Annotated in this window: 24 protein-coding genes; 2 read left to right on the top strand and 22 right to left on the bottom strand. The window is 61.0% G+C overall.

What is annotated here, in order from left to right; genetic code table 11:
* Window positions 1–39 precede the first annotated feature (39 nt).
* The 21 genes from acpS to PQR40_RS06245 all read right to left on the bottom strand — a co-directional run bounded on the left by acpS (window position 40) and on the right by PQR40_RS06245 (window position 19,275).
* Entirely contained in the window at window positions 40–483 is a 444-nt protein-coding gene (acpS, locus tag PQR40_RS06345) for a holo-ACP synthase (RefSeq protein ID WP_408508626.1), read from the bottom strand.
* Between the two features lie 16 nt (window positions 484–499).
* On the bottom strand, window positions 500–1,264 hold the full coding sequence (gene pdxJ / locus PQR40_RS06340; RefSeq protein WP_408222192.1) for a pyridoxine 5'-phosphate synthase: 765 nt from the start codon (window positions 1,262–1,264) through the stop codon (window positions 500–502).
* A complete protein-coding gene (recO, locus tag PQR40_RS06335; RefSeq protein WP_408508625.1) occupies window positions 1,261–2,181 on the bottom strand; it encodes a DNA repair protein RecO in 921 nt (306 codons plus the stop codon). Before recO ends, pdxJ begins: the two co-directional genes overlap by 4 nt.
* Window positions 2,168–3,067, bottom strand: coding sequence for a GTPase Era (gene era, locus PQR40_RS06330; protein ID WP_408334003.1), 900 nt, complete (start codon window positions 3,065–3,067; stop codon window positions 2,168–2,170). The genes recO and era overlap by 14 nt, the downstream gene beginning before the upstream one ends.
* Before the next feature lie 55 nt (window positions 3,068–3,122).
* Window positions 3,123–4,373 (bottom strand): ribonuclease III, encoded by a 1,251-nt coding sequence (gene rnc / locus PQR40_RS06325; protein ID WP_408334000.1) that lies wholly within the window; start codon window positions 4,371–4,373, stop codon window positions 3,123–3,125.
* A gap of 174 nt (window positions 4,374–4,547) precedes the next feature.
* Complete coding sequence (lepB, locus tag PQR40_RS06320) at window positions 4,548–5,441, bottom strand: signal peptidase I (protein WP_408222200.1); 894 nt, start codon at window positions 5,439–5,441, stop codon at window positions 4,548–4,550.
* A gap of 18 nt (window positions 5,442–5,459) precedes the next feature.
* Window positions 5,460–7,253 carry a translation elongation factor 4 gene (gene lepA / locus PQR40_RS06315; RefSeq protein ID WP_408222202.1) on the bottom strand — a complete coding sequence of 598 codons (1,794 nt, stop codon included), beginning with the start codon at window positions 7,251–7,253 and terminating at the stop codon, window positions 5,460–5,462.
* A gap of 192 nt (window positions 7,254–7,445) precedes the next feature.
* Window positions 7,446–7,736, bottom strand: coding sequence for a glutaredoxin family protein (locus tag PQR40_RS06310; RefSeq protein ID WP_408205990.1), 291 nt, complete (start codon window positions 7,734–7,736; stop codon window positions 7,446–7,448).
* Window positions 7,733–9,259 carry a DegQ family serine endoprotease gene (locus tag PQR40_RS06305; RefSeq protein ID WP_408508624.1) on the bottom strand — a complete coding sequence of 509 codons (1,527 nt, stop codon included), beginning with the start codon at window positions 9,257–9,259 and terminating at the stop codon, window positions 7,733–7,735. The genes PQR40_RS06310 and PQR40_RS06305 overlap by 4 nt, the downstream gene beginning before the upstream one ends.
* A gap of 37 nt (window positions 9,260–9,296) precedes the next feature.
* Window positions 9,297–10,340: a MucB/RseB family sigma factor regulatory protein gene (locus tag PQR40_RS06300; RefSeq protein WP_408222206.1), complete on the bottom strand. Its 1,044-nt coding sequence runs from the start codon at window positions 10,338–10,340 to the stop codon at window positions 9,297–9,299.
* A gap of 4 nt (window positions 10,341–10,344) precedes the next feature.
* Window positions 10,345–10,971, bottom strand: a complete 627-nt coding sequence (locus PQR40_RS06295) for a sigma-E factor negative regulatory protein (protein ID WP_408222208.1) — start codon at window positions 10,969–10,971, stop codon at window positions 10,345–10,347.
* 82 nt (window positions 10,972–11,053) lie between these two features.
* Window positions 11,054–11,653: an RNA polymerase sigma factor RpoE gene (gene rpoE, locus PQR40_RS06290; protein WP_408205998.1), complete on the bottom strand. Its 600-nt coding sequence runs from the start codon at window positions 11,651–11,653 to the stop codon at window positions 11,054–11,056.
* A 101-nt stretch (window positions 11,654–11,754) separates the two neighbouring features.
* On the bottom strand, window positions 11,755–12,156 hold the full coding sequence (locus tag PQR40_RS06285; RefSeq protein WP_494478195.1) for a protein YgfX: 402 nt from the start codon (window positions 12,154–12,156) through the stop codon (window positions 11,755–11,757).
* A 99-nt stretch (window positions 12,157–12,255) separates the two neighbouring features.
* A complete protein-coding gene (gene fabF / locus PQR40_RS06280) occupies window positions 12,256–13,494 on the bottom strand; it encodes a beta-ketoacyl-ACP synthase II (protein WP_408508622.1) in 1,239 nt (412 codons plus the stop codon).
* 327 nt (window positions 13,495–13,821) lie between these two features.
* The gene (gene acpP, locus PQR40_RS06275; RefSeq protein ID WP_004197638.1) at window positions 13,822–14,061 is read right to left on the bottom strand and encodes an acyl carrier protein; all 240 of its coding nucleotides are present in this window, start codon (window positions 14,059–14,061) and stop codon (window positions 13,822–13,824) included.
* A gap of 151 nt (window positions 14,062–14,212) precedes the next feature.
* Window positions 14,213–14,962 carry a 3-oxoacyl-ACP reductase FabG gene (gene fabG / locus PQR40_RS06270; RefSeq protein WP_408222214.1) on the bottom strand — a complete coding sequence of 250 codons (750 nt, stop codon included), beginning with the start codon at window positions 14,960–14,962 and terminating at the stop codon, window positions 14,213–14,215.
* A gap of 72 nt (window positions 14,963–15,034) precedes the next feature.
* Window positions 15,035–15,970 carry an ACP S-malonyltransferase gene (fabD, locus tag PQR40_RS06265; RefSeq protein ID WP_408508621.1) on the bottom strand — a complete coding sequence of 312 codons (936 nt, stop codon included), beginning with the start codon at window positions 15,968–15,970 and terminating at the stop codon, window positions 15,035–15,037.
* A gap of 111 nt (window positions 15,971–16,081) precedes the next feature.
* On the bottom strand, window positions 16,082–17,071 hold the full coding sequence (locus tag PQR40_RS06260; RefSeq protein ID WP_408222218.1) for a beta-ketoacyl-ACP synthase III: 990 nt from the start codon (window positions 17,069–17,071) through the stop codon (window positions 16,082–16,084).
* Entirely contained in the window at window positions 17,071–18,177 is a 1,107-nt protein-coding gene (gene plsX, locus PQR40_RS06255) for a phosphate acyltransferase PlsX (RefSeq protein ID WP_408222220.1), read from the bottom strand. The genes PQR40_RS06260 and plsX overlap by 1 nt, the downstream gene beginning before the upstream one ends.
* 172 nt (window positions 18,178–18,349) lie before the next feature.
* Window positions 18,350–18,529: a 50S ribosomal protein L32 gene (gene rpmF, locus PQR40_RS06250; protein WP_006051932.1), complete on the bottom strand. Its 180-nt coding sequence runs from the start codon at window positions 18,527–18,529 to the stop codon at window positions 18,350–18,352.
* 101 nt (window positions 18,530–18,630) lie between these two features.
* On the bottom strand, window positions 18,631–19,275 hold the full coding sequence (locus tag PQR40_RS06245; protein ID WP_408508620.1) for a DUF177 domain-containing protein: 645 nt from the start codon (window positions 19,273–19,275) through the stop codon (window positions 18,631–18,633).
* A gap of 211 nt (window positions 19,276–19,486) precedes the next feature.
* Between PQR40_RS06245 and PQR40_RS06240 the strand changes: the two genes are divergently transcribed.
* Both PQR40_RS06240 and PQR40_RS06235 read left to right on the top strand, forming a co-directional pair.
* Window positions 19,487–20,104 carry a Maf-like protein gene (locus tag PQR40_RS06240; RefSeq protein WP_408222224.1) on the top strand — a complete coding sequence of 206 codons (618 nt, stop codon included), beginning with the start codon at window positions 19,487–19,489 and terminating at the stop codon, window positions 20,102–20,104.
* Complete coding sequence (locus tag PQR40_RS06235; protein ID WP_408333985.1) at window positions 20,101–20,820, top strand: SAM-dependent methyltransferase; 720 nt, start codon at window positions 20,101–20,103, stop codon at window positions 20,818–20,820. The genes PQR40_RS06240 and PQR40_RS06235 overlap by 4 nt, the downstream gene beginning before the upstream one ends.
* A 117-nt stretch (window positions 20,821–20,937) precedes the next feature.
* On the opposite strand, the gene PQR40_RS06230 is transcribed toward PQR40_RS06235, so the two are convergent.
* Window positions 20,938–21,942: a S49 family peptidase gene (locus PQR40_RS06230; RefSeq protein WP_408333982.1), complete on the bottom strand. Its 1,005-nt coding sequence runs from the start codon at window positions 21,940–21,942 to the stop codon at window positions 20,938–20,940.
* Window positions 21,943–21,971: the final 29 nt, after the last annotated feature.

The following is a 21,971-nucleotide window of genomic DNA, read 5'->3' as shown; positions in this document are numbered from 1 at the left end:
AGAGAGACTCGGCCGACGTGCGCCGCGTTCAAGATATTTTTATTCGTCGCTGGCCGGCGCGTGGGGAGAGTCCGATCCTCGCATGCCATCCCCAGTTTCGGCGATCACGAACGACACGGCGTAATCGCGTTCGTCGCTGATCGTCACACGCGCCGTGATGCCGCGCGCATCGAGCCATTCGGCCAGCTCACCCGACGCAACCACCATCGGCTCGCCGCTGGGTTTGTTGAGCGTTTGCAACGCGCGCCAGGTCATCGGCCAGCGCATGCCGAGGCCGATCGCTTTCGAGAATGCTTCTTTGGCCGAGAACCGTGTGGCGAGAAAGGCGAGTCCACGCGCCGCCGAACGCGCGTGGCGCGCGTGATAAACGCGCAGCTCGTCCGGGCCGAGCACCTTCTCGGCGAAGCGGCCATTGGTGCGTGTCATCACCGCGGCCACCCGGCTGACCTGAACGATGTCCGTGCCAATGCCGTAGATCGTCATGGGCGCCGCCGCGGCCTTAAGCGCTTGCGCCGAGACGGGCGGCGACCATGATCGCCTTCATCTCGCGCACAGCGTTGTCCCAGCCGGCGAAGATCGCATGCGCGACGATCGCGTGGCCGATATTCAGCTCGACGATACCTTCGATCGCGGCGATCTGCTGAACGTTGGTGTAGTGCAAGCCGTGACCCGCATTGACCTTGATGCCAAGCGTTGCGCCGAACTCGACGGCACGCACCACGCGTTCATATTCGCGCTGCTGTTCGGCGGGATCGTGTGCTTCAGCATAGCGGCCGGTGTGCAGCTCGATCACCGGTGCGCCCGCTTCGTGGGCCGCGCGGATTTGCGTTTCGTCCGGATCGATGAAGAGCGACACTCGCGAATTCGCTGCGGCAAGTTGCCTGCATGCGGCGCGCACGGCTTCGAACTGGCCGGCGACGTCGAGGCCGCCCTCAGTCGTCAGCTCCTGACGCTTTTCCGGCACGAGGCAAACGTCGTGCGGCTGAACTTCACATGCGATGTCGAGCATCTCCTGCGTAACCGCGCATTCCAGATTCATGCGCGTTTTCAACAGCGGCCGCAGCTTGCGCACGTCGGCATCGACGATATGGCGGCGGTCTTCACGCAGATGCAACGTGATCACATCGGCACCGGCCTCTTCGGCCATCAACGCGGCGCGGATCGGATCGGGATAAGACGTGCCGCGCGCGTTGCGCAGCGTGGCGACGTGATCGATGTTCACGCCCAGGTCAATCACATTCGGCGACGTAAGAAAGAAGCTCATAAGTTCTGCAAGTCGATCAGTATCTGGCGCGTCGCGAGCGGCGTGCCGCCAAGGTAAGTGTTGAGCAGAAAGCGCATCAGCGTTTTGCTTTGCCCCACCGTCTGCGCTCGATGGTAATCGTCCCTTTCCATATCGAGCAAGGTCTGTCCGGCGATTACCGGCCAAAGCGCTGGCAAATCGTCGGATGCTTCGCGCACGCCCCGCTCCGGATCGAACACGTAGCGGCCTTCGGCCTGCACCGCTTTGCGCGCAACGGTGCGATCGAGCGCCATCGCATAACCGGTTTCGCGCAGCAGCACGCGCTCGAACGAACGTAGCACCTGCACGGGCGGTTCGTCATGCGCGAGGCGCGTCATCGTAACGACGTAGTGATGGAACAGTTGCGGATGCGGGTCTTCGCGTGCGCAGAATTTGACCATCAGTTCGTTGACATAGAAACCGCAAAGCAGCGCGTCACCCGCTAAAGGCAACATGCCGCCGACCCATTCGGCGCCGGTCAGCGTGCGCACTTCGGATTTGCCGGTCCATGACAACGCAAGCGGCTGGAAGGTCTGCAACACGCCGCGCAAAGCGGAATGCGGACGCTTCGCGCCCTTCGCGACGAGCGCGAGACGACCATGATCGCGCGACAGCACGTCGATGATCAGACTGGTCTCACGGTAGGGATAGCTGTGCAGGACGAAAGCGGGTTGCTCCGCAATCCGGTAATCGGAAGCAGAGGTACGCGGCGCGCGGCGTGCCGGCGCTTTGCGCGGCTCGCCTTCGGCGCCTTGAGCAGCCTGAACGCTTTTGGCACCCGATGAGGATTTTTTGGTACTGCGAGCGGGTTTGGATGGCTCGCGTGCCGGCGCTGCCGGCTCCGAGTTGTCCGGGTCAGCGTCGGAATTCAGCGTCATCCACGCGTCATTCGTACCCATACGCGCGGAGTCCAGCCTCGTTATCAGCCCAGCCGCTCTTCACCTTGATGAAGGTTTCCAGATACACCGGGCCGTCGAACAGTTTTTCCATATCGAGGCGGGCTTCAGTGCTGATCTGCTTCAGCTTGGCACCCTTCTGGCCGATAATCATCGCCTTTTGCGTATCGCGTTCCACCAGGATGGTCGCAAAAATGCGGCGCAGGCGCCCTTCTGTCTCGAACTTGTCGATCAGAACGGTGCTCGTGTACGGCAGTTCGTCGCCCGTCCAGCGGAACACTTTTTCGCGCAGGATTTCGGCGGCAAGAAAACGCTCGCTACGATCGGTCAGGTCGTCTTCGCCGTAGATCGGCGTGCCTTCCGGCAGGAACGGCTTGATCGTCGCCATCAGACGCTTGATGTCGTCCGGATTCTTCGCCGACAGCGGCACGATCTCGTTGAACTGGCGCAACGCGGCCACCTGCTGCATGAACGGGAACAGCGAATCCTTATCCGACACGCGATCGAGCTTGTTCGCGATCAGCAGCGTGGGCACCGACGGCGGGATCAGATCGAGCACCTTCTGGTCGTCCGGGCCGAAGCGGCCGGCTTCGATCACGAACAGGATCGCGTCGACCGAACTCAGCGTGGACGTGACCGCGCGGTTGAGCGAACGGTTCAGCGCGCCGCTGTGCTTGGTCTGGAAACCCGGCGTGTCGACGAAGATGTACTGCGCGTCTTCAAGCGTATGGATGCCGGTGATGCGGTGGCGCGTGGTCTGCGCCTTGCGCGACGTGATACTGACTTTCTGGCCGACCAGCGCGTTCATCAGCGTGGACTTGCCGACGTTCGGGCGGCCGACGATCGCGACCATGCCGCAGCGAAAACCAGTGGGAGTGGGAGCGTTCATATTCGGGCTACGGCAAGTTCAGATCGACACGCGGGGAATGGCGCGCCGATGGCAATCAATGGCCCGCATCGGCGACGCGGGTTTGCACCGCGTCGACTACGCCGGGTTCGTCTTCGATAGGTGCCGGCACGCCAGGCGTGGGCACAGCGGCGCCGGGAACGGCTTCACGGCTGCGATGTTTGTCGGCGCCACGTACAGCGGCGGCATCAGGCTTGGCTTCAGAGGCCATGACGTCCGTAGGCCTGGCGCCTTCGGATCGGATTTCGGCGGATTTGGCGTCCAACTTTTCGGCCGGCTTGTCTGTCGCGGCTTTGTCGGCAGACTTGTCGTTTGCGTGGGAGGCTGCCTTGTCGGCTCTTTCCGCCCTATCCGCGCGCTCTGACTTGTCCTGTCCGCTGTATTCCACATGCGCGGCGCGAATCACAGCCAGCGGCGCGGACGTCGCAGTCAGGGTCGGCCGTTCGGCTGCCGGCTCTGCCACCGGCGGAGGGCGGGCTCCGCGCTCGCTTTTGCGATCCGGGCTGCGCAAATCAAGGGCAGCCTGTACGCCGGTCACACCCGGCACGATCTCCTGCTCGACATTCTTCGCCGCGCGGGCGCCTTTCGAACGCTTGGGCTTGGCGACCACGGCGGGCGCGGCGGCCACCACTTCGTCAAGCGCCTTCTTGGCCGCGGCCTGTTCGGCCGCCCGACGGCTCGCGCCGGAACCGGACACTTTGACGTCCAGCTTCGGCACCGTACATTCGACTTCAAACTGCTGATTGTGCGCCGCACCATGAGTTGCGACGACCGTGTACGTGGGCAACGCGATTTTGTGACCCTGCAGATATTCCTGCAGCAGCGTCTTGGCGTCTTTGCCGAGCGTGCGCGGGTCGATGTGATCGAGAATCGGCACGTAAAGGCGTTTGATCACCGTTTGGGCCGCATCGAAGCCACCGTCGAGGAACACCGCACCCAGCACGGCTTCGAGCGTGTCAGCCAGGATCGACGGACGGCGGAAGCCGCCGCTGCGCAGTTCGCCCTCACCGAGACGCAGCCCTTCAGAAATATTCAGGGCCTGAGCGATTTCGTAAAGCGATTGCTGTTTGACCAGATTGGCGCGGACGCGCGACAGGTCGCCTTCGTCCAGTTTGCCGAAACGTTGGAACAAAAGCGCAGCCACCGCGCAATTTAGAACGGAGTCGCCGAGGAACTCGAGCCGTTCGTTATGCGTGGAGCTATGGCTGCGGTGCGTTAAAGCCTGGCGCAACAATTCCGCATTGCGAAATTCGTAGCGCAGACGGCTTTCCAACGGAGATAGGGGCATGGGCAGAGTATAACGCGGGCGCCTGCCCCGGCGAAAACGCGGGACGGCCAGCGGAAAAAGCGTAGTGAAGCGACGTTACCGCGGATTCTTAAAGTAGCGTGATAACACGCCGCGACGGAAATGACCCAGATGGGGCCATCGCCGCGGCGTGTCGTGCAATCAATGCATGCGCGCTCAGTGGAATGGGCCGATGCGTTTCAGATTGCTGAAGTTCATCCAGATGAAAAACGCGCGACCGACGATATTCTTGTCCGGCGCAAAACCCCAATAGCGGCTATCAGCGCTGTTATCGCGGTTGTCACCCATCATGAAGTAATTGCCCGGCGGCACTTTGCAGATCACGCCGCGTGCGTTGTACGTGCAGTTATCGCGATACGGATAATCTTCCGCGCCAACGATGAACGGCGGCACGGCCGGGTTGTTCAGAATCGCGTTCTTGCGGCCATCAAGATCTTCTTCGAATTGCTTCGCGTAGCCGAGGCGCTCTTCGTCGAGGTAGTCAGGCAGCGCCGTTTCCGGTACCGGCTTGCCGTTGATCGTCAGTTGCTTGTCCTGATAAGCAATGGTGTCGCCCGGCAGGCCAATCACGCGCTTGATGTAGTCGACGGATTCGTCTTTCGGGTAGCGGAACACCACAACGTCGCCCCGCTCGAGCGGACGGCCTTCAGTGAGCTTCGTGTTGATGATCGGCAGACGGATGCCGTAGTCGAATTTATTGACGAGGATGAAGTCGCCTACCAGCAGCGTCGGCACCATCGAGCCCGAAGGAATCTTGAACGGCTCGACCACAAACGAGCGCACCACAAACACCACCAGAATCACCGGGAAGAAGCTCGCCGAGTACTCGAGCCACCACGGTTGGCGCAGCTTGTCGTCACGCAGACGGGCACGTGTTTGCGCCGCGTTTTCGTCGGCGAAACGCTCGCCGACGCGTGCCTGCTGGCGGTCGAACTCGGCGACCACCGCATCCGCCGCGCGCCGCCGTTGCGGCACGAAAATCAGTTTGTCTGCGACCCATGCGACGCCCGTCAAAATGACGAGCACAAAAAGAATCAGCGCAAAATTCATAGAGTTCCGTTGTTCGTCTTATTTGTCTTCGACACGCAGGATCGCGAGGAAAGCCTCTTGCGGAATCTCGACCGACCCCACCTGCTTCATTCGCTTCTTGCCTGCCTTTTGTTTCTCGAGCAGTTTCTTCTTACGGGAAATATCGCCGCCGTAGCATTTTGCCAGCACGTTCTTACGCAACGCTTTAATGTTTTCGCGCGCAATGATGTTCGCACCGATAGTGGCCTGAATCGCGACGTCGTACATCTGGCGCGGAATCAGTTCGCGCATCTTCGCCGCCACTTCGCGGCCGCGATACTGGCTTTGCGAACGGTGCACGATCACCGACAACGCATCCACCTTGTCGCCGTTGATCAGCATGTCGACCTTCACGACGTCTGCCGCGCGGTATTCCTTGAACTCGTAATCCATCGACGCGTAGCCGCGCGAGATCGACTTCAGACGGTCGAAGAAATCGAGCACGACTTCGCCCATCGGGATTTCGTAGGTCAACTGCACCTGACGGCCGCGATACTGCATGTTGATCTGGTTGCCGCGCTTGTTCGTACACAGCGTGATTACCGCGCCGACGTACTCTTGCGGCATGTACAGGTTCACCGTGACGATCGGCTCACGTACTTCCTCAATCTTCGACGGCTCCGGCATCTTGGCCGGATTTTCGACCATGAGGAGCGTGCCGTCGCGCTGCAGGACTTCGTACACCACGGTCGGCGCCGTGGTGATCAGGTCCATGTCGAACTCACGCTCGAGACGCTCCTGCACGATCTCCATGTGCAACAGACCGAGGAAGCCGCAACGGAAACCGAAGCCAAGCGCCTGCGACACTTCCGGCTCGTACTGCAGCGAGGCGTCGTTGAGCTTCAGCTTTTCCAGCGAATCACGCAGCGCGTCGTACTGGTTGGCTTCAACCGGATAGAGGCCGGCGAACACCTGCGGCTTCACTTCCTTGAAGCCCGGCAGCGGCTCGGCAGCCGGACGGTTCACCAGCGTGACGGTGTCGCCCACCTTCGCGGCGGCCAATTCCTTGATGCCGGCGATGATGAAACCCACCTGCCCGGCCGACAACGATTCGAGATTCTTCGACTTCGGCGTAAACACGCCGATGTGCTCAACCGGGTACTGCGCGCCGGTCGCCATCATGCGGATCTTGTCTTTCGGACGAAGCGTGCCGTTCATCAGACGCACCAGCATCACGACGCCGACGTAATTGTCGAACCACGAGTCGATGATCAGCGCCTGCAACGGTGCTTCCGGATCGCCCTTGGGCGGCGGCACTTTGGCGATCAGTGCTTCGATCACGTCCTCCACGCCAAGGCCGGTCTTCGCGCTGCAACGCGTAGCGTCGGTTGCGTCGATACCGATCACGTCTTCAATTTCTTCGATTGCGCTCTCGGGGTTCGCGGCCGGCAAGTCGATCTTGTTGAGCACCGGAATCACGTCGACGCCAAGCTCAATCGCCGTATAGCAGTTGGCGACGGTTTGCGCTTCCACGCCCTGGCTTGCGTCGACGACCAGCAACGCGCCTTCACACGCGGACAGCGAGCGGCTGACTTCGTACGAGAAGTCGACGTGGCCCGGCGTGTCGATCATGTTCAGGTTGTAGATCTGCCCATCACGGGCCTTATAGGTCAGTGCGGCGGTTTGTGCCTTGATGGTGATGCCGCGCTCGCGCTCGAGATCCATCGAGTCGAGCACTTGAGATTCCATCTCGCGGTCGGACAAGCCACCGCAGATCTGGATGATGCGATCGGCGAGCGTCGACTTGCCATGGTCGATGTGCGCAATGATCGAAAAGTTACGAATATGATCCATTCAGTACCGATCAAGCGAAAAAGGCGCGCCCGGACAATAGCGGAGCACGCCTTGTAAGTAGGTGAAAAACCTATCTATTTTAGCCGAAAAGGCTATCGCCCGGCGCATCTTGCGAGGCTCGGGCGGAAAAGACGGCTCAGGAGAGACGTGAAACCGGGGGTCAACGACGCACGTTTGCGTCTGGTTGGGCCCTTAATTGGATCCCGAATGTGTGGATCCCGAATGCGCCGCCACAAAGCGTGCGGCGAGCGCGGCGCGAACCCGCGCCGCGTCAAGGTGATAGTGACACAGTTCGACACCGTCGCAGAGCAGAACCGGCACTAGCTCGTTGTAACGGGCTTCCAGCAATGGATCGGTGTCAATGTCGATCACGACGACTTGCGCGCCGAATTCGGCCAGCAAAGGCTCGAGCGCGGCACGCATGTCGTCGCATAAGTGGCACCACGCGCGCCCATAGAGCGTGAGCGGCGCCACTTTCTTCATTTCTGCGCGCTGCGCGGACGAATCGGCACGAACTGCGTGTTCTCGCCGCGACGAACCAACAGCGCCACCATCTTCTGCGGGTCGAGGTGCGAGCTCAGGTCGTCGAACTGCTTCGCGCTCGTGATATCCGTATCGCCCACACGCAGGACGATGTCGCCCTTTTGCAGCCCGACGCGCACAGCCGGGCCATCTACTGCGTCGATCTGCACACCGTTGTGCAGTTTCAGCGCCTTCAGCTGGTCAGAAGGAATATCGCTAACGGCGAGCCCTAGCACGTTGGTGGCGCGCTGCTTCGGCACTGGCGGCTTCTTCTGATCCGCCTTGGCGGTCTTGTCCGGCTGCATCTCGGCAATCGTGACCGGCAGATCGCGCGTCTGGCCTTTGCGCCAGATCGTAATAGTCGACTTGGTGCCCGGCTTCGTATCGCCGACCATGCGCGGCAAATCTGTTGCCGTGTCGACCGAATGACCGTTGAACTTCAGGATGATGTCGCCGGGCTGCACGCCCGCCTTGTCCGCTGGACCGCCCGGTTCGACGCTGCTGACGAGCGCACCCTGCGCCTTCGGCAAACCGAGCGAATCGGCTACGTCCTTCGTCACTTCGCCGATCGCCACTGCGATCCGGCCGCGCACTACCTTACCCGAGGTTTTCAGCTGATCGGCCACACGCATCGCCTCGTCGATCGGAATGGCGAACGAGATGCCCATGAAACCGCCAGTACGGCTGTAAATCTGCGAATTGATGCCGATCACTTCGCCCTGCATGTTGATCAGCGGACCGCCTGAATTGCCCGGATTGACGGCCACGTCGGTCTGGATGAACGGCAGATAATCGCCCGTGTCGCGCCCCTTGGCGCTGACGATGCCGGCCGTCACCGTGTTCTCAAGACCGAACGGCGAACCGATCGCGACCACCCACTCGCCCACACGCACCTTGTTCGAGTCGCCAATCGTAATGGTCGGCAAGTTGGCAGCACTGATCTTCACGACGGCAACATCGGTCCGATCGTCCACACCGATCAGTTTGGCCTTGAACTCGCGCTTATCGGTGAGGGTGACGTAAATGGTGTCCGCGTCGTCCACGACGTGCGCGTTGGTCATCACGTAGCCGTCTGCCGACAGGATGAAGCCTGAGCCGACGCCGCTGTTCTGCTCGGGATCGCTGTTATCCGGCGAGTCCTGGCTGCCGCCGCTACCGCCGTTATCGCCGCCGCGCGGTGTACCAGGCGTACCCGGTGATTGCGGCGACTGCGGCGACTGCGGCAACGGGATGCCGAAGAAGCGGCGGAAAAACTCCGACATGTCGCCGTCGTCCATACCTGGCGGCAGTCCGCCGCGGGCACTGCTGTTCGACACGCGCGTGGTCGTGCGAATGTTGACGACTGCCGGACCAACCTTGTCGACGAGGTCAGTGAAGTCGGGCAGATTGGCTGCGGAAGCCGCCGACGCCGTGTGCGGCACGAGCGGCAAACACGCCGCTACCACCGCGGCCGCGAGGAATTTGCGCACCGAGAAAGTCGTCATATCGTAGCAAGCCGAGGGATTCGAGTGATTCGGAGGATTACTTCGGAGCTTTATATTCTATGGCAGACGCAAATTGCTGCAATGTGGTCTGGGGCACTTCACCAAGCAGAGTAATCCAGAAGTCGCCCCGCCGCTTGACCAGCACGTGGGTGGCGCCGCTGCTACCCGCGCCTTCCTTGCGAGTATTGTTCTCAACCGGCTCGACAAACACCGAAATGGCCGCGAGGCCGTCGGAAAATACGGCCTGATCGACCGGAATGGTCGGCTGGCTCGCCTCACGCGCGGCCATTGGGCGGCGCAGTTCGCGAATCTTGCGGAAGCCCGGCACCGTCGGCGTGATTTGCCAGCCTTGCGCAGCCATATCGACCGGCTCGACCGGCGGACGCACCACCGTCCAACCTGCCAGATTACGAATACCGTTGACGATGGCGGTCTTGTCGACCGGCACGCCGATGCGAATCTGCGAAAACGACAACTGCTCAAGCACCTGGCCGTTCGGGTCAAGCGTCTGCGCACGTAGCAGCAAACCAGTCTTCTTGTCGGCCCACAGCTTGTAAGCAAAGCGATATGCGTCTTTCGGGTCGAGCTCGATCACCTGACTGTCGATACCCGCGACGCGATCGTCACCGAGCAGCTTCGGCTCATACACAGACAGCACCTGCTCGCCGCTTACAGCCAGCAGAGCAGGAAACGAATCTTTGTTCTGGCGCTTCTCAACCACGCACAGATGCCGTTCAGGTACGAACGTGTAGAGATCTTCGTTATGGCGGAGCATTTTGCGCGGCTTGCCGTCGAGGCTTTCGAGCTGCTCGAATTCGCCGTCCGTGCGGGTCGCGTAGTGCGCGATCTGCGACGTCTGAACGAAATTGCCGCGCTGATAGACGAACGCGCCCTCATAGTTCTGCTGCTGGGCGGCCTGATGGATTCGATCGAGCAGCTCCGCGGCCGTGCGACGGGCGACGAGTGGATCGTCGGTTTGTGCAAAGACCCGCGGTGTAGCGGACAACAATACGGCTGCGCAGAACAGAAATGCCGGCAGCCGCCCCCAGATAGTCGTTTTATTCAACCGCGGAGTCTGCATCAAACTATTGGCCTTGCGTAGAAACTGCGGCAGCGCGAATCAGCGGCATCGAGCCCGGCATGACCGGTTGTTGCGCGAATTGCTGGTGAGCTTCCAGATACTGATCGAGACTTGCGTCACGAATGATGTTGGCGTCTTGCGCGACCGGCTGGACCGCGGCGGCAGGCATCGAGGCCATGGCCACGCGTTGCAGCGAATCGCCGTGCGACTGGATGGACGCGACTTGCGTCACGCCCGGGCCACCCGGCACGCCTTGCAGTTGCGGCACGACGATCCACGTCAATGTGGCAGCGGCGGCAGCGACAGCAAAGGCCGGCACAACCCGGCGACGCAGCGCCAGCAAGCGGCGCACGACCGGCATTGCGGCAGGCGCGAGCAGGTGCGGCTCATTGCCGAGACGTGCGGCAAAACCGCTCAGGAACGCATTGCTCGCCGCTGGGCTAACCGCCAGATCGTCGGAGCGCAGCGCGTCGCCGATCAGGTGATAGCACGACCAGGCGGCACGATCTTCGCCATCCAGTCCGGAAACAAACGTGTTGAGATGCTCTTCGCCGAACAGCTCACCGTCGACAAAAGCGGACAGACGCTCGCCGCGCGAGCTGGCTTGCGATTGCATCGAGACCGACCCCATGATGCTCCCCATCTTACAAATACCCCGTAGTGACACCACTAATCCAGATATTGCACCCGCGTCCCGTCCGGAGGGCTGGTGTTTACCAGCGCTTGCCTTCAGGTGTGTCAAGCAACGGACGCAATTTTGCCGCAATGGCTTCGCGAGCGCGAAAAATTCGTGATCTGACTGTGCCAATTGGGCAACCCATCATCTCAGCGATTTCTTCGTAGCTCAAACCTTCAATTTCACGAAGAGTAATGGCGGTGCGCAATTCTTCCGGTAAAACCGCCATCGCAGCATTGACCGTCTCAGCGATCTGCTTGCTCATCAACATCGACTCAGGCGTGTTGATATCCCTTAGTTGGTCGGCGTCCGAGAAAGTTTCAGCTTCTTCAGCATCTGCTTCGGTCGAAGTCGGTGCGCGCCGCCCTTGGGTCGCAAGGTAGTTCTTTGCCGTGTTGACCGCAATCCGGTACAACCACGTATAAAAGGCCGAATCCCCGCGAAACTGCGGCAACGCCCGGTACGCCTTGATAAAGGCGTCCTGGGCGACGTCTTCCACTTCAGCCGGGTCCCGCACGAGACGGGAGATCAGCCGGAGAATCTTACGGTGGTATTTGGAGACCAGAAGCTCGAACGCGGCCTTGTCGCCCTTCTGGACGCGCTCGACCAGCAACTGATCAATTTCTTTTTCGCTCACCTGATAAATCCGTTAACTATAGGGCGCATGGCGGGGGACCATTGTAGCGTCCCCATCATCGCGGCACGTTACTCAGGTAACAGCGGTTACAGTCGTTACAGTCAGGCACCGGCGCCATGCCGGCCCAGCACGGCCAGTTCCCGGAAGACAGGCGCTGGAAGCGCGTCAGCGGCAAGAAGTAGCGTGCGGGAGCGCCCCTGGTCAGGCACCAGCGCCAGAACGAGCAAGCGGCCACTCCATTGTGAGCAGCCAGCAATGCGGCCCTGCATGAGCAAACTGCCGCCGCGATCCCAGGCAGACAATCCGTCCGGGCCGATTTTCAGCGCAACAGGCTGCGCACGCTCATGTTTTACCGCACAGAGTGTCAGCAGCGCTAACACGGAAAGCGCCAACGGAACGGCCTGCCATGTGCCTAGATGCGACGCGAAGCAGATATAGGCGGCCAACGTCGCAATCAGGACGAACACCCCTAAAGCGGCGCGCATGGCGACGGAGCGCCGCAACGCAATCCGCTGCGGCGCTCCGTCGGGCGTTGCCGATTCAAGGGAAACCGCCGGACAAACCGGCGTTTTCGACTGGCGTGTCACCAAACGATCTGGCAATCAGGTGCGCTTGAAAACCAGCGTGCCATTCGTGCCGCCGAACCCGAACGAGTTCTTCAGCGCGACGTCGATCTTCATCTCCCGCGCAGTGTTGGCGCAGTAATCGAGATCGCAGGCCGGATCCTGATTGAAGATGTTGATCGTCGGCGGCGACACCTGATGATGCACGGCCAGCACCGTAAACACGGATTCCAGACCGCCGGCGCCGCCCAACAGATGGCCCGTCATCGACTTGGTCGAATTCACGACCATGTCTTTGGCGTGGTCGCCGAAAGCGCGCTTGATGCCGGTGGTTTCAGCCAGGTCGCCGAGCGGCGTGGACGTGCCATGCGCGTTCAGGTAATTCACCTGGTCCGTGTTGACGCCCGCGTTCTTCAGGGCAGCCAGCATGCAGCGGCGTGCACCGTCGCCATCTTCCAGCGGTGCCGTCATGTGATAGGCGTCGCCGCTCATCCCATAACCGCTGACTTCGGCGTAAATCTTCGCGCCGCGCGCCTTCGCGTGTTCGTACTCTTCGAGCACCATCACGCCGGCACCCTCGCCCAGCACGAAACCGTCGCGATCCTTGTCCCACGGACGGCTCGCCGTTGCCGGATCGTCGTTGCGTTGCGACAGCGCACGCGCCGCCGCAAAGCCGCCGACACCGAGCGGCGACACAGTCGATTCGGCGCCGCCAGCGATCATCACGTCGGCGTCACCGTATTCGATCAGGCGCGAAGCCTCGCCGATACAGTGCAGACCCGTGGTACATGCGGTCACGATCGCCAGATTCGGACCCTTGATGCCGAATTTGATCGACAGGTGGCCCGAGATCATGTTGATGATCGAAGCAGGCACGAAGAACGGCGAAATACGGCGCGGGCCGCGATTCAGCAATTCGGTCTGCGTGTTTTCAATCATCGGCAAGCCGCCGATGCCTGAACCGACCACTACGCCGATGCGCTCCGAATTCTCGTCGGTAACTTCGAGACCGCTATCCTGCATCGCCTGGATGCCGGCTGCGACGCCGTAATGGATGAACGTATCCATGTGGCGCGCTTCCTTACCGGGGATGTAGTCCTCGATATTGAAGCCCTTCACCTCGCCGGCGAAACGAGTCGAGAAGTTCGACGCATCGAACTTCGTGATATTGGCAATACCCGACTTGCCGGCGACCAGATTGGCCCAGCCGTCGGCAACATTATTGCCAACAGGCGAAATCAGCCCCAGGCCTGTAACAACAACACGACGGCGGCTCACGGTAACCCCTTTTTCATAGATGACAAAAGCAAAAGCCACAGCGGCCACAGGAACCTGCCCTGTGTGCCCTGTGGCTGTTAGCCGCCCCCACACCTGGCGCTTCGCACCAGGCTCCCCCGAGGGGGACAATCCCCCAAGGGGACTTCCTTCGGGGCGGAAAACGCAGGGCGGCCCGGCGTTTTCTTGAAAGTCGGCAATCGCGCGGAAACTTGCGCTGTCAGCATCGCTGGCTCCTGCACGGCAAAAAGCGCCAGCCCTGCTGGCGTCGGAAACCGACACGGCAGGGCGTCATACGCCGCCAACGCAGAAACGCAGGCGTGAATGACCTTAGGCCTTGACGTTCGCGCGAGCGTAGTCGATCGCTTGCTGAACAGTGGTGATCTTCTCGGCTTCTTCATCCGGAATTTCCATGCCGAATTCGTCTTCGAGGGCCATCACGAGTTCAACTGTGTCGAGCGAGTCAGCGCCGAGGTCGTTCACGAACGAAGCTTCGTTCTTGATTTCAGCTTCTGCAACGCCCAGTTGTTCTGCGACGATCTTCTTGACGCGCTGTTCGATATTGTCCATTACCCCTCCAAGGGAAAAGAAGTTCAAAAATACAGGTGCGCGCATTTTATCAGGTTTGACCCGGCAAAAAAGAGGCGCATCGGGTTCCTGTCAAGGCATGCGCCTTACGCTTTTGCAAACGCATCAAGGCGCGGATAGTAACCGAATTTTGTTACGACATGTACATTCCGCCGTTCACATGCAGTGTCGTGCCGGTGATATACCCCGCCTGGGGCGACGCGAGGAACGCCACAGCGTGCGCGATATCGTCCGGGCTGCCGAGGCGGCCGAGCGGAATCTGCGTCTTCAGCGCGGTTTGCTGCTCTTCCGGCAACGTCCTGGTCATATCAGTGTCGATGAAGCCTGGCGCGACACAATTGACGGTGATGCCGCGGCTACCGATCTCGCGTGCCAGTGCGCGCGTCATACCTGCTACGCCCGCTTTCGCGGCTGCATAGTTGACCTGCCCCGGGTTGCCGGCCGAGCCGACCACCGACGTGATGTTGATGATACGGCCGCCCTTCGCCTTCATCATCGGACGCAGTACCGCGCGCGACAAACGGAAGACCGACTTGAGATTGGTGTCGATCACCGCGTCCCAGTCGTCGTCTTTCATGCGCATCGCGAGTTGGTCCTGCGTAATGCCGGCATTGTTCACCAGCACGTGCAGCGCGCCGAATTCCTTCACAGTGCCGTCGATCAGCGTTTCGGCTGCGGCGGCGTCGTTCACGTTGAGCACCGCGCCGCGGCCGTTCACGCCGGCTGCAGCAAACGCTTCGGTAATCGCGGCTGCGCCGCTTTCACTGGTCGCCGTGCCGATCACCGTCGCGCCCTGGCGCGCCAGCTCCATCGCGATTGCACGGCCAATGCCGCGCGACGCGCCCGTTACGATTGCGATTTGCTTGTCGAGAGTCTTTTCCATCTGTCAGTCCGGATGCCCTTTCGGAGGGCTGATTGATTCCTGATGCCGATCGTGGCGCCAATGACGCGGCGTTCAGCCCGCCGTCACGAGCTTAAGCGTTTCTTCGAGCGAAGCCGGATCGAACACTGAAACGCCGACCAGATTGCCGTCGATGCGCTTCGTCAAACCCGCAAGGACCTTGCCAGGACCGCATTCGATCACATGCGTAACGCCTTGCGCCGCTATCGCCTGTACGCTTTCGACCCAACGCACCGGACCTGCAGCCTGACGCACCAGCGCGTCCTTGATCTTTGCCGGCTCGTTGACCACCGCGACGTCAACATTGTTGATCACCGGAATCGACGGTACCTGCACGTCGACGCTGGCCAGATACTCGCGCAATTGATCCGAGGCAGGCTTGAGCAGCGACGAGTGGAACGGCGCGGACACCGGCAACGGTAACGCACGCTTTGCGCCCTTCGCCTTCGCGACTTCGCAGGCCTTTTCGACGGCAGCCTTGTGACCGGCGATCACAACTTGTGCGGGCGCGTTGAAATTCACTGCTTCGACAACGCCCGCGATCGACGCTTCGGCACAAACTGCGCGCACCGTATCGTCATCGAGGCCGAGGATCGCAGCCATACCGCCAACGCCTACCGGCACGGCCGTTTGCATAGCTTGCGCGCGAAAACGCACGAGCGGCACAGCATCGCGAAACGCGATTGCGCCCGCCGCGACCAGCGCGGTGTATTCGCCGAGGCTATGACCGGCGACGATGGCCGGTTTCGGGCCGCCCGCCTGCTGCCACGCGCGATAAATCGCATACGCGGCGGTCAGCATGACCGGCTGGGTATTGGTGGTGAGATTCAGATCTTCGACGGGGCCTTCCGCGATCAGCTTGCCGAGGTCCTGATTGAGCGCATCGGACGCTTCCTGAACCGTCTCTCGTACGATCGCGTGATCGGCGAATGCGTTGAGCATGCCGACCGACTGCGAACCTTGCCCAGGAAAAACGAATGCAAATTTCATATCGTCCCCAAAATCGATGTTGTCAGATGTGGGTGGCGCGCCCGGTTGATGGCGAGCGCGCTCAAGCGGATTCGAGCGCCACGAAGAGCGCTCGCCATAACGTCGCCGCTATCAGTAGCGGATAACCGACGCGCCCCACGTGAAGCCGCCGCCGACGCCTTCGATCAGCACGTTCTGGCCGCGCTTGATGCGGCCGTCGCGTACGGCGACGTCGAATGCGAGCGGAATGGACGCAGCCGACGTATTGCCGTGCTCGCCCACCGTGACGACCATGCGTTCCTGCGGCAAGCCGAGCTTGCGGCAGGTGCTTTGCATGATGCGGATATTGGCCTGATGCGGAATCAGCCAGTCGATCTGCTCGGCCGACAGATTCGCTTTTGCAAGCGCCTCGACCGCGACTTTTTCGAGCACATTGACCGCGAGCTTGAACACAGCCTGCCCGTCCATATGCAGGAATGCGCTGCCCTCGATCACACCACCGTTCACATTGCCAGGCGTGCAGAGAATGTTCGAATGACTGCCGTCTGCGTGCAAAGCGCTCGCCAACACGCCAGGTTCTTCGGACGCCTGCAGGATCACCGCGCCCGCGCCATCACCGAACAGTACGCAGGTGGTACGGTCCTTGAAATCGAGAATGCGCGAGAAGGTTTCTGCGCCGATCACGAGCGCCGTGCGATGCTGGCCGCCGCGAATCAGACTGTCCGCCATCGCAACCGCATAGGCAAAGCCGGAACAGACGGCCTGCACGTCGAATGCCGCACCGTGGTTCTTGATGCCGAGCTTGTTCTGCAACAGGCACGCGGTACTCGGGAACACAAAGTCAGGCGTGGAGGTTGCAACGATGATCAGATCGATGGATTGCGGATCGATGTCGGCCGCTTCAATCGCGCGCTGCGAGGCGGCCAGCGCCAGATCGCTGGTGGCGACATCGGGTTCGGCGAAGTGACGCGCATGGATGCCGGTGCGGGCGACGATCCATTCGTCGCTCGTCTCGACGCCCTGCCTGGCGAGACGTTCAGCCAGATCCTGATTGGTGACGCGCCCGGGCGGCAGGTAACTGCCGGTGCCCAGCACGCGGGAATAAATTGTCGATTGAGCCATTATGCCTTCGAGGATTGCGCAGCGTAGGGCTCGGCCGGCTGGCCTGCGATCGGGCTTGCCTGCCCCCCACCGCTCGCGTCGCGCGCCGCCTGTTCCAGAGAACTCGCATTCTCTTCCATTGCCCGCGCAAGGCGTTCCAGCACGCCGTTTTTGACGGCATCATACCCGCGTTTGATAGCCCACTCAAACCCATAGGCATCCGCCGAGCCGTGGCTTTTGATCACCAACCCGCGCAGGCCCAGCAATGCGGCCCCATTGTATTGCCGATGATCGACGCGTTTCTTGAAGCGCATCAATACTGGCAATGCGAGCACCGCCATCACCTTGGTAAGCCACGAACGACCGAACTCTTCCTTGATGATGTTGGAGAGCATCTGCGCAAGGCCTTCCGACGTTTTCAACGCGACATTGCCGACAAAACCGTCACAGACGATCACGTCAACCGTGCCCTTGAAGATATCGTTGCCTTCAACGTTACCGTGAAAGTTAAGTGTACTCGCGCGCAGGAGTTCGCCGGCACGCTTGATGGTGTCGTTACCCTTGATGACTTCTTCGCCAATGTTGAGCAGCCCAATGGTGGGCCGCTCGCGGCCTTCGAGCGCGGACACGAGCGCGTGCCCCATCTCCGCGAACTGCAGCAGATGCTGCGGCTCGCAATCGACGTTGGCGCCCAGGTCGAGCATCATCGTGTAGCCAGTGGGATTGGGTAACGCAGACGCGATCGCCGGGCGTTCGATGCCCGGCAGCGTCTTCAGCACATAACGCGAGACCGCCATCAGCGCGCCAGTGTTGCCGGCGGAAATGCAGGCTTGCGCCTCGCATTCCTTGACGCGATTCAGCGCCACGCGCATGGATGAGTCTTTTTTCTTGCGCAGCGCGACTTCGACCGAATCGTCCATGGCGACGATCTCGGAAGCTGGTACGACGGTCAGCGCCGGCAGGTCCTGAGCCTTCAACTTCTTCAGCTGCGCACGAATCGCACTTTCAATGCCGACGAGCAGCAACTGCGCGTCGGGATGCGAACGAACGAAGTTGACGGCAGCGGGAACGGTCACGGACGGGCCGTGGTCGCCTCCCATGCAATCTATCGTGAGCTTTACTGTCATGGAGTGCGACGAATTTCAGGCGCCCTGCATGGAACCGCAGCAAGCGCCAAAGCGCCAATTGCGATCGACACAAAAAAGCGGCAGTTGAATGCCGCCTTTCTGCCGAGCCGGGAAAATGTCAAGCGAGCCGATCGCCACGCGAAACGCCAAGGGGCGCACCGCAGTGGAACGATTAGTCGTTCTTCGTCTTGACGACTTTCTTGCCGCGATAGTAGCCGTTCGGGCTAACGTGGTGACGCAGATGCACTTCGCCCGTGCTCGGTTCCACGGCCAGCGGCGCTGCCGTCAGGAAATCGTGCGAACGGTGCATACCGCGCTTCGACGGCGACTTCTTATTTTGTTGAACTGCCATGACTAACTCCTAAAAATTTTCCGAATTCTAACACAGCCCGACCCGGTGTCCGCCATCGACCGAATGGCCAATGCGCCCGCTTCGCGCTCCCATGCAACTGTTCAGTGCTTCTTGTCGCCCGGCTCACCGCGCTTGAGACTTTCGAGCGCCGCAAACGGATTGGGCCGCTCGGGCTCACCGCCCTTACCAGCCTCATCCCCCGCGGCCTCGTCGCCCTCGCCTTCTGCTCCAGCCACACCAGAGACGAGGCTCTCGTGTACTTCGGGACAAACCTCGTGCTTGGGCACGAGCGGCAAGGAAAGCAGCAACTCTTCTTCGATCAAGTCGATGAGATCGAACTGGCGCGAGCCCACGATCACTTCGACTTCATCCTCGTCGAGCGGAAACTCTTCGGCTTCCGCCTCAGTGTTGACGATCCGGTAAGTTGCATCGACATTGAACGCCTGCAGATACGGCGTCATGCACCGCTGACATTCGAGCCATGCAGCACCGTGAATGGCGAGCCTCAGATAAGGCTGCGGACCCTCAGTGCCGTTGTCCTGCAATTCCGGTTGCGTCGCCCCTTCGGCTTGCCAGGTGAACGCGGTATCGCGGTCTGGCGCTTCTGCCGGGACTTCGTTTAACATGCGCGGCAGTTGCGAGACGCGCACGACACCCGCGGCCTGACGCCCACTCCGCGCAAATTCGAACAGATCGAGATCATGCGGGTCGGGCAGACCAGCAGGGTTGCCAGGATGTTGAGTCATGTGCGCTCCTGCGTCGGCAAGGATTTCGCCGAGGGTAAATCGGTTGCAAAGTAGTCCGCGAACTTCAGAAAAAGGCCCGCTCGCTCAATAGCATACCGATGAAAAGCCCGAAATCATATCCGTTTTGTCTTTTCGAGTCAAACACTTAAGCCCGTACATACGCGAAATCCGCGCAACCTCGTACGCCCGCCTCTCTAGCTGTTGGTTGACCATGCCAGATTCCCTCAATCGCCCGCCACGCCTGATTCTGGCGTCGAGTTCGCCGTATCGTCGCGACCTGCTCGAGCGCCTGCGCATTCCGTTCGACGTCCTCGTGCCGGCAATCGACGAGACGCCGCTCACCGGCGAAACGCCCGAAGTGACCGCCCTGCGCCTCGCCGAGGCGAAAGCCCGCGCGGTGGCAGACAAACTCGGCGCCGGTGAAGCCGCACTCGTAATCGGCTCGGATCAGGTCGCCACCTACGACGGCCTGCAGATCGGCAAGCCCGGCACGCACAACAAGGCGCTCGCCCAGTTGCAGGCAATGCGCGGCCGCGAAGTACTGTTCCACAGTGCGCTGTGCCTGTTCGACAGTCGTTCGGGGGCGGCGCAAGCCGTCGACGTAATCACCCGCGTACAATTCCGCGACTTGCCGGACGCCGCGCTGGACACCTATCTGCGCGCCGAAACGCCTTACGACGTCGCGGGCAGCGCCAAATCCGAAGGTCTCGGCATCGCATTGCTTGATGCCATTCACTCGGACGACCCGACCGCGCTGGTCGGCCTGCCGTTAATCACACTGTCGCGCATGCTGCTCGCAGTGGGTTACCCACTTCTGGGGGCACAATGAGCGGCACCTTATATCTGATCCCGAACACGCTCGGCGAAGGCGACGCCGACGCACTCGACGCCGTCCTGCCCGCGCCGGTGCGCGCTCGCGCGGCATCATTGCACTATTACATTGGCGAAAACGCGAAAACCACTCGCGCTTTCCTGAAGAAGGTCGGCACCGAAAAGCCTATCCAGGAAATCGAGATTCGCGAATTGAATGTCAATACGCCGGCTGGCGAGATCGACAAACTGCTCGCGCCGCTTTTGGCCGGCACCGATGCGGGCCTGGTGTCCGAAGCCGGCTGCCCGGCGGTCGCCGATCCGGGCGCCTTGCTGGTGCGCCGTGCGCACGAGCGCGGCGTGAAGGTCGTGCCGTTTGTCGGACCGAGTTCGATTCTGCTGGCGTTGATGGCTTCCGGCCTGAATGGCCAGAGCTTTGCGTTCCACGGCTACCTGCCGGTCGACGCCACCGAACGGGCCAAGCGTCTGCGCGACCTGGAGCAACAGTCGCGCAAAGGCAAGCAAACGCAGATTTTTATCGAAACACCTTATCGGAATAAGCCGCTGCTCGACACGTTGCTGGCAACGTGCGCGCCGTCCACGTTGGTCTGCGTCGCCGTCGATCTGACGCTTGAAACGGAAACCATCGCCAGCTGCACTGTGGCCGACTGGAAAAAGAAACCGGTTATCGATCTCCACAAGCGGCCGGCAATTTTCCTGATCCTCGCCGTCTGAGCGCTGCTGCGGCTCAAACCGATCAGCTTGCCGATCGCTCGCGGTTTAACTAACGGCAAAAAACAAAAAAGCCCCGCGCGATCAACATTCGATCGCACGGGGCTTTTTCGTATTGAATCACCGCAAACTCATCTTCCCGCCGAGCGCCATCGCATGAACGGCGCCACTGCCGACCGCCGCACCGAACTTGCGTGCTACGCGGTCCGTAATGCTTTCCTTGACCGTATAGTCGACGATATCCGGTGCCTTGAAGAGGTCGCGCGCAACGTAGTCCGCGTCGCCGAAACCGTCTGCAAGACCCAGTTCGACACTCTTCTGACCCGTCCAGAAGAGGCCCGAGAACATGTCCGGCGTTTCGTGCAGGCGCTTACCACGACCCTCACGCACGGCGTCAATAAACTGGGTGTGAATCTGGTCGAGCATGTCCTGTGCATGCTCGTCCATCTTCGGCGTTTCCGGCGAAAACGGGTCGAAAAAGCCCTTGTTCTCACCCGAAGTGTGCAAACGGCGCTGGATCCCCAGCTTGTCCATCAAGCCAGTAAAGCCGAAGCTGTCCATCAGCACGCCAATCGAACCGACGATGCTCGCCTTGTCCACGTAAATCTTGTCGGCTGCTGCGGCCGCGTAATAGCCACCCGACGCACACATATCGCCGACCACGACATACAAGGGGATCGACGGATACTTGGCGCGCAGCCGGCGAATCTCGTTATAGATGATGCCCGCCTGCACCGGGCTGCCGCCCGGGCTGTTACAGCGCAGGATCACGCCTGCCGTACCCGCATCGTCGAATGCACTTTCCAGTGCAGTATTGATATCTTCGGCGTTTGCATTCGTATTAGCAGAGATTTCGCCGTCAAGCGTCACCATTGCCGTATGCCGGCCCGTGGTCGACACCTTGTCGCCGGAGAAATCGAAGGCGCCCCATATCGCCACCAGCACGACGATCAGGAACACAAAGCGGAAAAAAATCTTCCAGCGCCGTGCCGCGCGCTGTTCATTGATTGCCGCAAGCGCAATGCGCTCGAGCGCGGCGCGCTCCCAGCCCGGCTCATCGGCAGGCGTGCGGGGGCGACCTGTCAGGGACGGTTCCTTCGGTTCGGGAGTCAAATTGTCGGACATGCGGTGCAGTGGAAAGGTCGAAGAGGAGA

The organism is Paraburkholderia sediminicola, assembly GCF_046026855.1.
Lineage (GTDB): Bacteria > Pseudomonadota > Gammaproteobacteria > Burkholderiales > Burkholderiaceae > Paraburkholderia > Paraburkholderia sediminicola_A.
The sequence above is the reverse complement of the archived record's forward strand: the minus strand, read 5'-3'. Positions and strand labels throughout refer to the sequence as shown.

What these genes read in the sequence shown, in the direction of transcription:
- acpS (WP_408508626.1), bottom strand. Translation starts at nt 483, where the DNA reads ATGACGATCTACGGCATTGGCACGGACATCGTTCAGGTCAGCCGGGTG.
- pdxJ (WP_408222192.1), bottom strand. Translation starts at nt 1,264, where the DNA reads ATGAGCTTCTTTCTTACGTCGCCGAATGTGATTGACCTGGGCGTGAAC.
- recO (WP_408508625.1), bottom strand. Translation starts at nt 2,181, where the DNA reads ATGGGTACGAATGACGCGTGGATGACGCTGAATTCCGACGCTGACCCG.
- era (WP_408334003.1), bottom strand. Translation starts at nt 3,067, where the DNA reads ATGAACGCTCCCACTCCCACTGGTTTTCGCTGCGGCATGGTCGCGATC.
- rnc (WP_408334000.1), bottom strand. Translation starts at nt 4,373, where the DNA reads ATGCCCCTATCTCCGTTGGAAAGCCGTCTGCGCTACGAATTTCGCAAT.
- lepB (WP_408222200.1), bottom strand. Translation starts at nt 5,441, where the DNA reads ATGAATTTTGCGCTGATTCTTTTTGTGCTCGTCATTTTGACGGGCGTC.
- lepA (WP_408222202.1), bottom strand. Translation starts at nt 7,253, where the DNA reads ATGGATCATATTCGTAACTTTTCGATCATTGCGCACATCGACCATGGC.
- PQR40_RS06310 (WP_408205990.1), bottom strand. Translation starts at nt 7,736, where the DNA reads ATGAAGAAAGTGGCGCCGCTCACGCTCTATGGGCGCGCGTGGTGCCAC.
- PQR40_RS06305 (WP_408508624.1), bottom strand. Translation starts at nt 9,259, where the DNA reads ATGACGACTTTCTCGGTGCGCAAATTCCTCGCGGCCGCGGTGGTAGCG.
- PQR40_RS06300 (WP_408222206.1), bottom strand. Translation starts at nt 10,340, where the DNA reads ATGCAGACTCCGCGGTTGAATAAAACGACTATCTGGGGGCGGCTGCCG.
- PQR40_RS06295 (WP_408222208.1), bottom strand. Translation starts at nt 10,971, where the DNA reads ATGGGGTCGGTCTCGATGCAATCGCAAGCCAGCTCGCGCGGCGAGCGT.
- acpP (WP_004197638.1), bottom strand. Translation starts at nt 14,061, where the DNA reads ATGGACAATATCGAACAGCGCGTCAAGAAGATCGTCGCAGAACAACTG.
- fabG (WP_408222214.1), bottom strand. Translation starts at nt 14,962, where the DNA reads ATGGAAAAGACTCTCGACAAGCAAATCGCAATCGTAACGGGCGCGTCG.
- fabD (WP_408508621.1), bottom strand. Translation starts at nt 15,970, where the DNA reads ATGAAATTTGCATTCGTTTTTCCTGGGCAAGGTTCGCAGTCGGTCGGC.
- PQR40_RS06260 (WP_408222218.1), bottom strand. Translation starts at nt 17,071, where the DNA reads ATGGCTCAATCGACAATTTATTCCCGCGTGCTGGGCACCGGCAGTTAC.
- plsX (WP_408222220.1), bottom strand. Translation starts at nt 18,177, where the DNA reads ATGACAGTAAAGCTCACGATAGATTGCATGGGAGGCGACCACGGCCCG.
- rpmF (WP_006051932.1), bottom strand. Translation starts at nt 18,529, where the DNA reads ATGGCAGTTCAACAAAATAAGAAGTCGCCGTCGAAGCGCGGTATGCAC.
- PQR40_RS06245 (WP_408508620.1), bottom strand. Translation starts at nt 19,275, where the DNA reads ATGACTCAACATCCTGGCAACCCTGCTGGTCTGCCCGACCCGCATGAT.
- PQR40_RS06240 (WP_408222224.1), top strand. Translation starts at nt 19,487, where the DNA reads ATGCCAGATTCCCTCAATCGCCCGCCACGCCTGATTCTGGCGTCGAGT.
- PQR40_RS06235 (WP_408333985.1), top strand. Translation starts at nt 20,101, where the DNA reads ATGAGCGGCACCTTATATCTGATCCCGAACACGCTCGGCGAAGGCGAC.
- PQR40_RS06230 (WP_408333982.1), bottom strand. Translation starts at nt 21,942, where the DNA reads ATGTCCGACAATTTGACTCCCGAACCGAAGGAACCGTCCCTGACAGGT.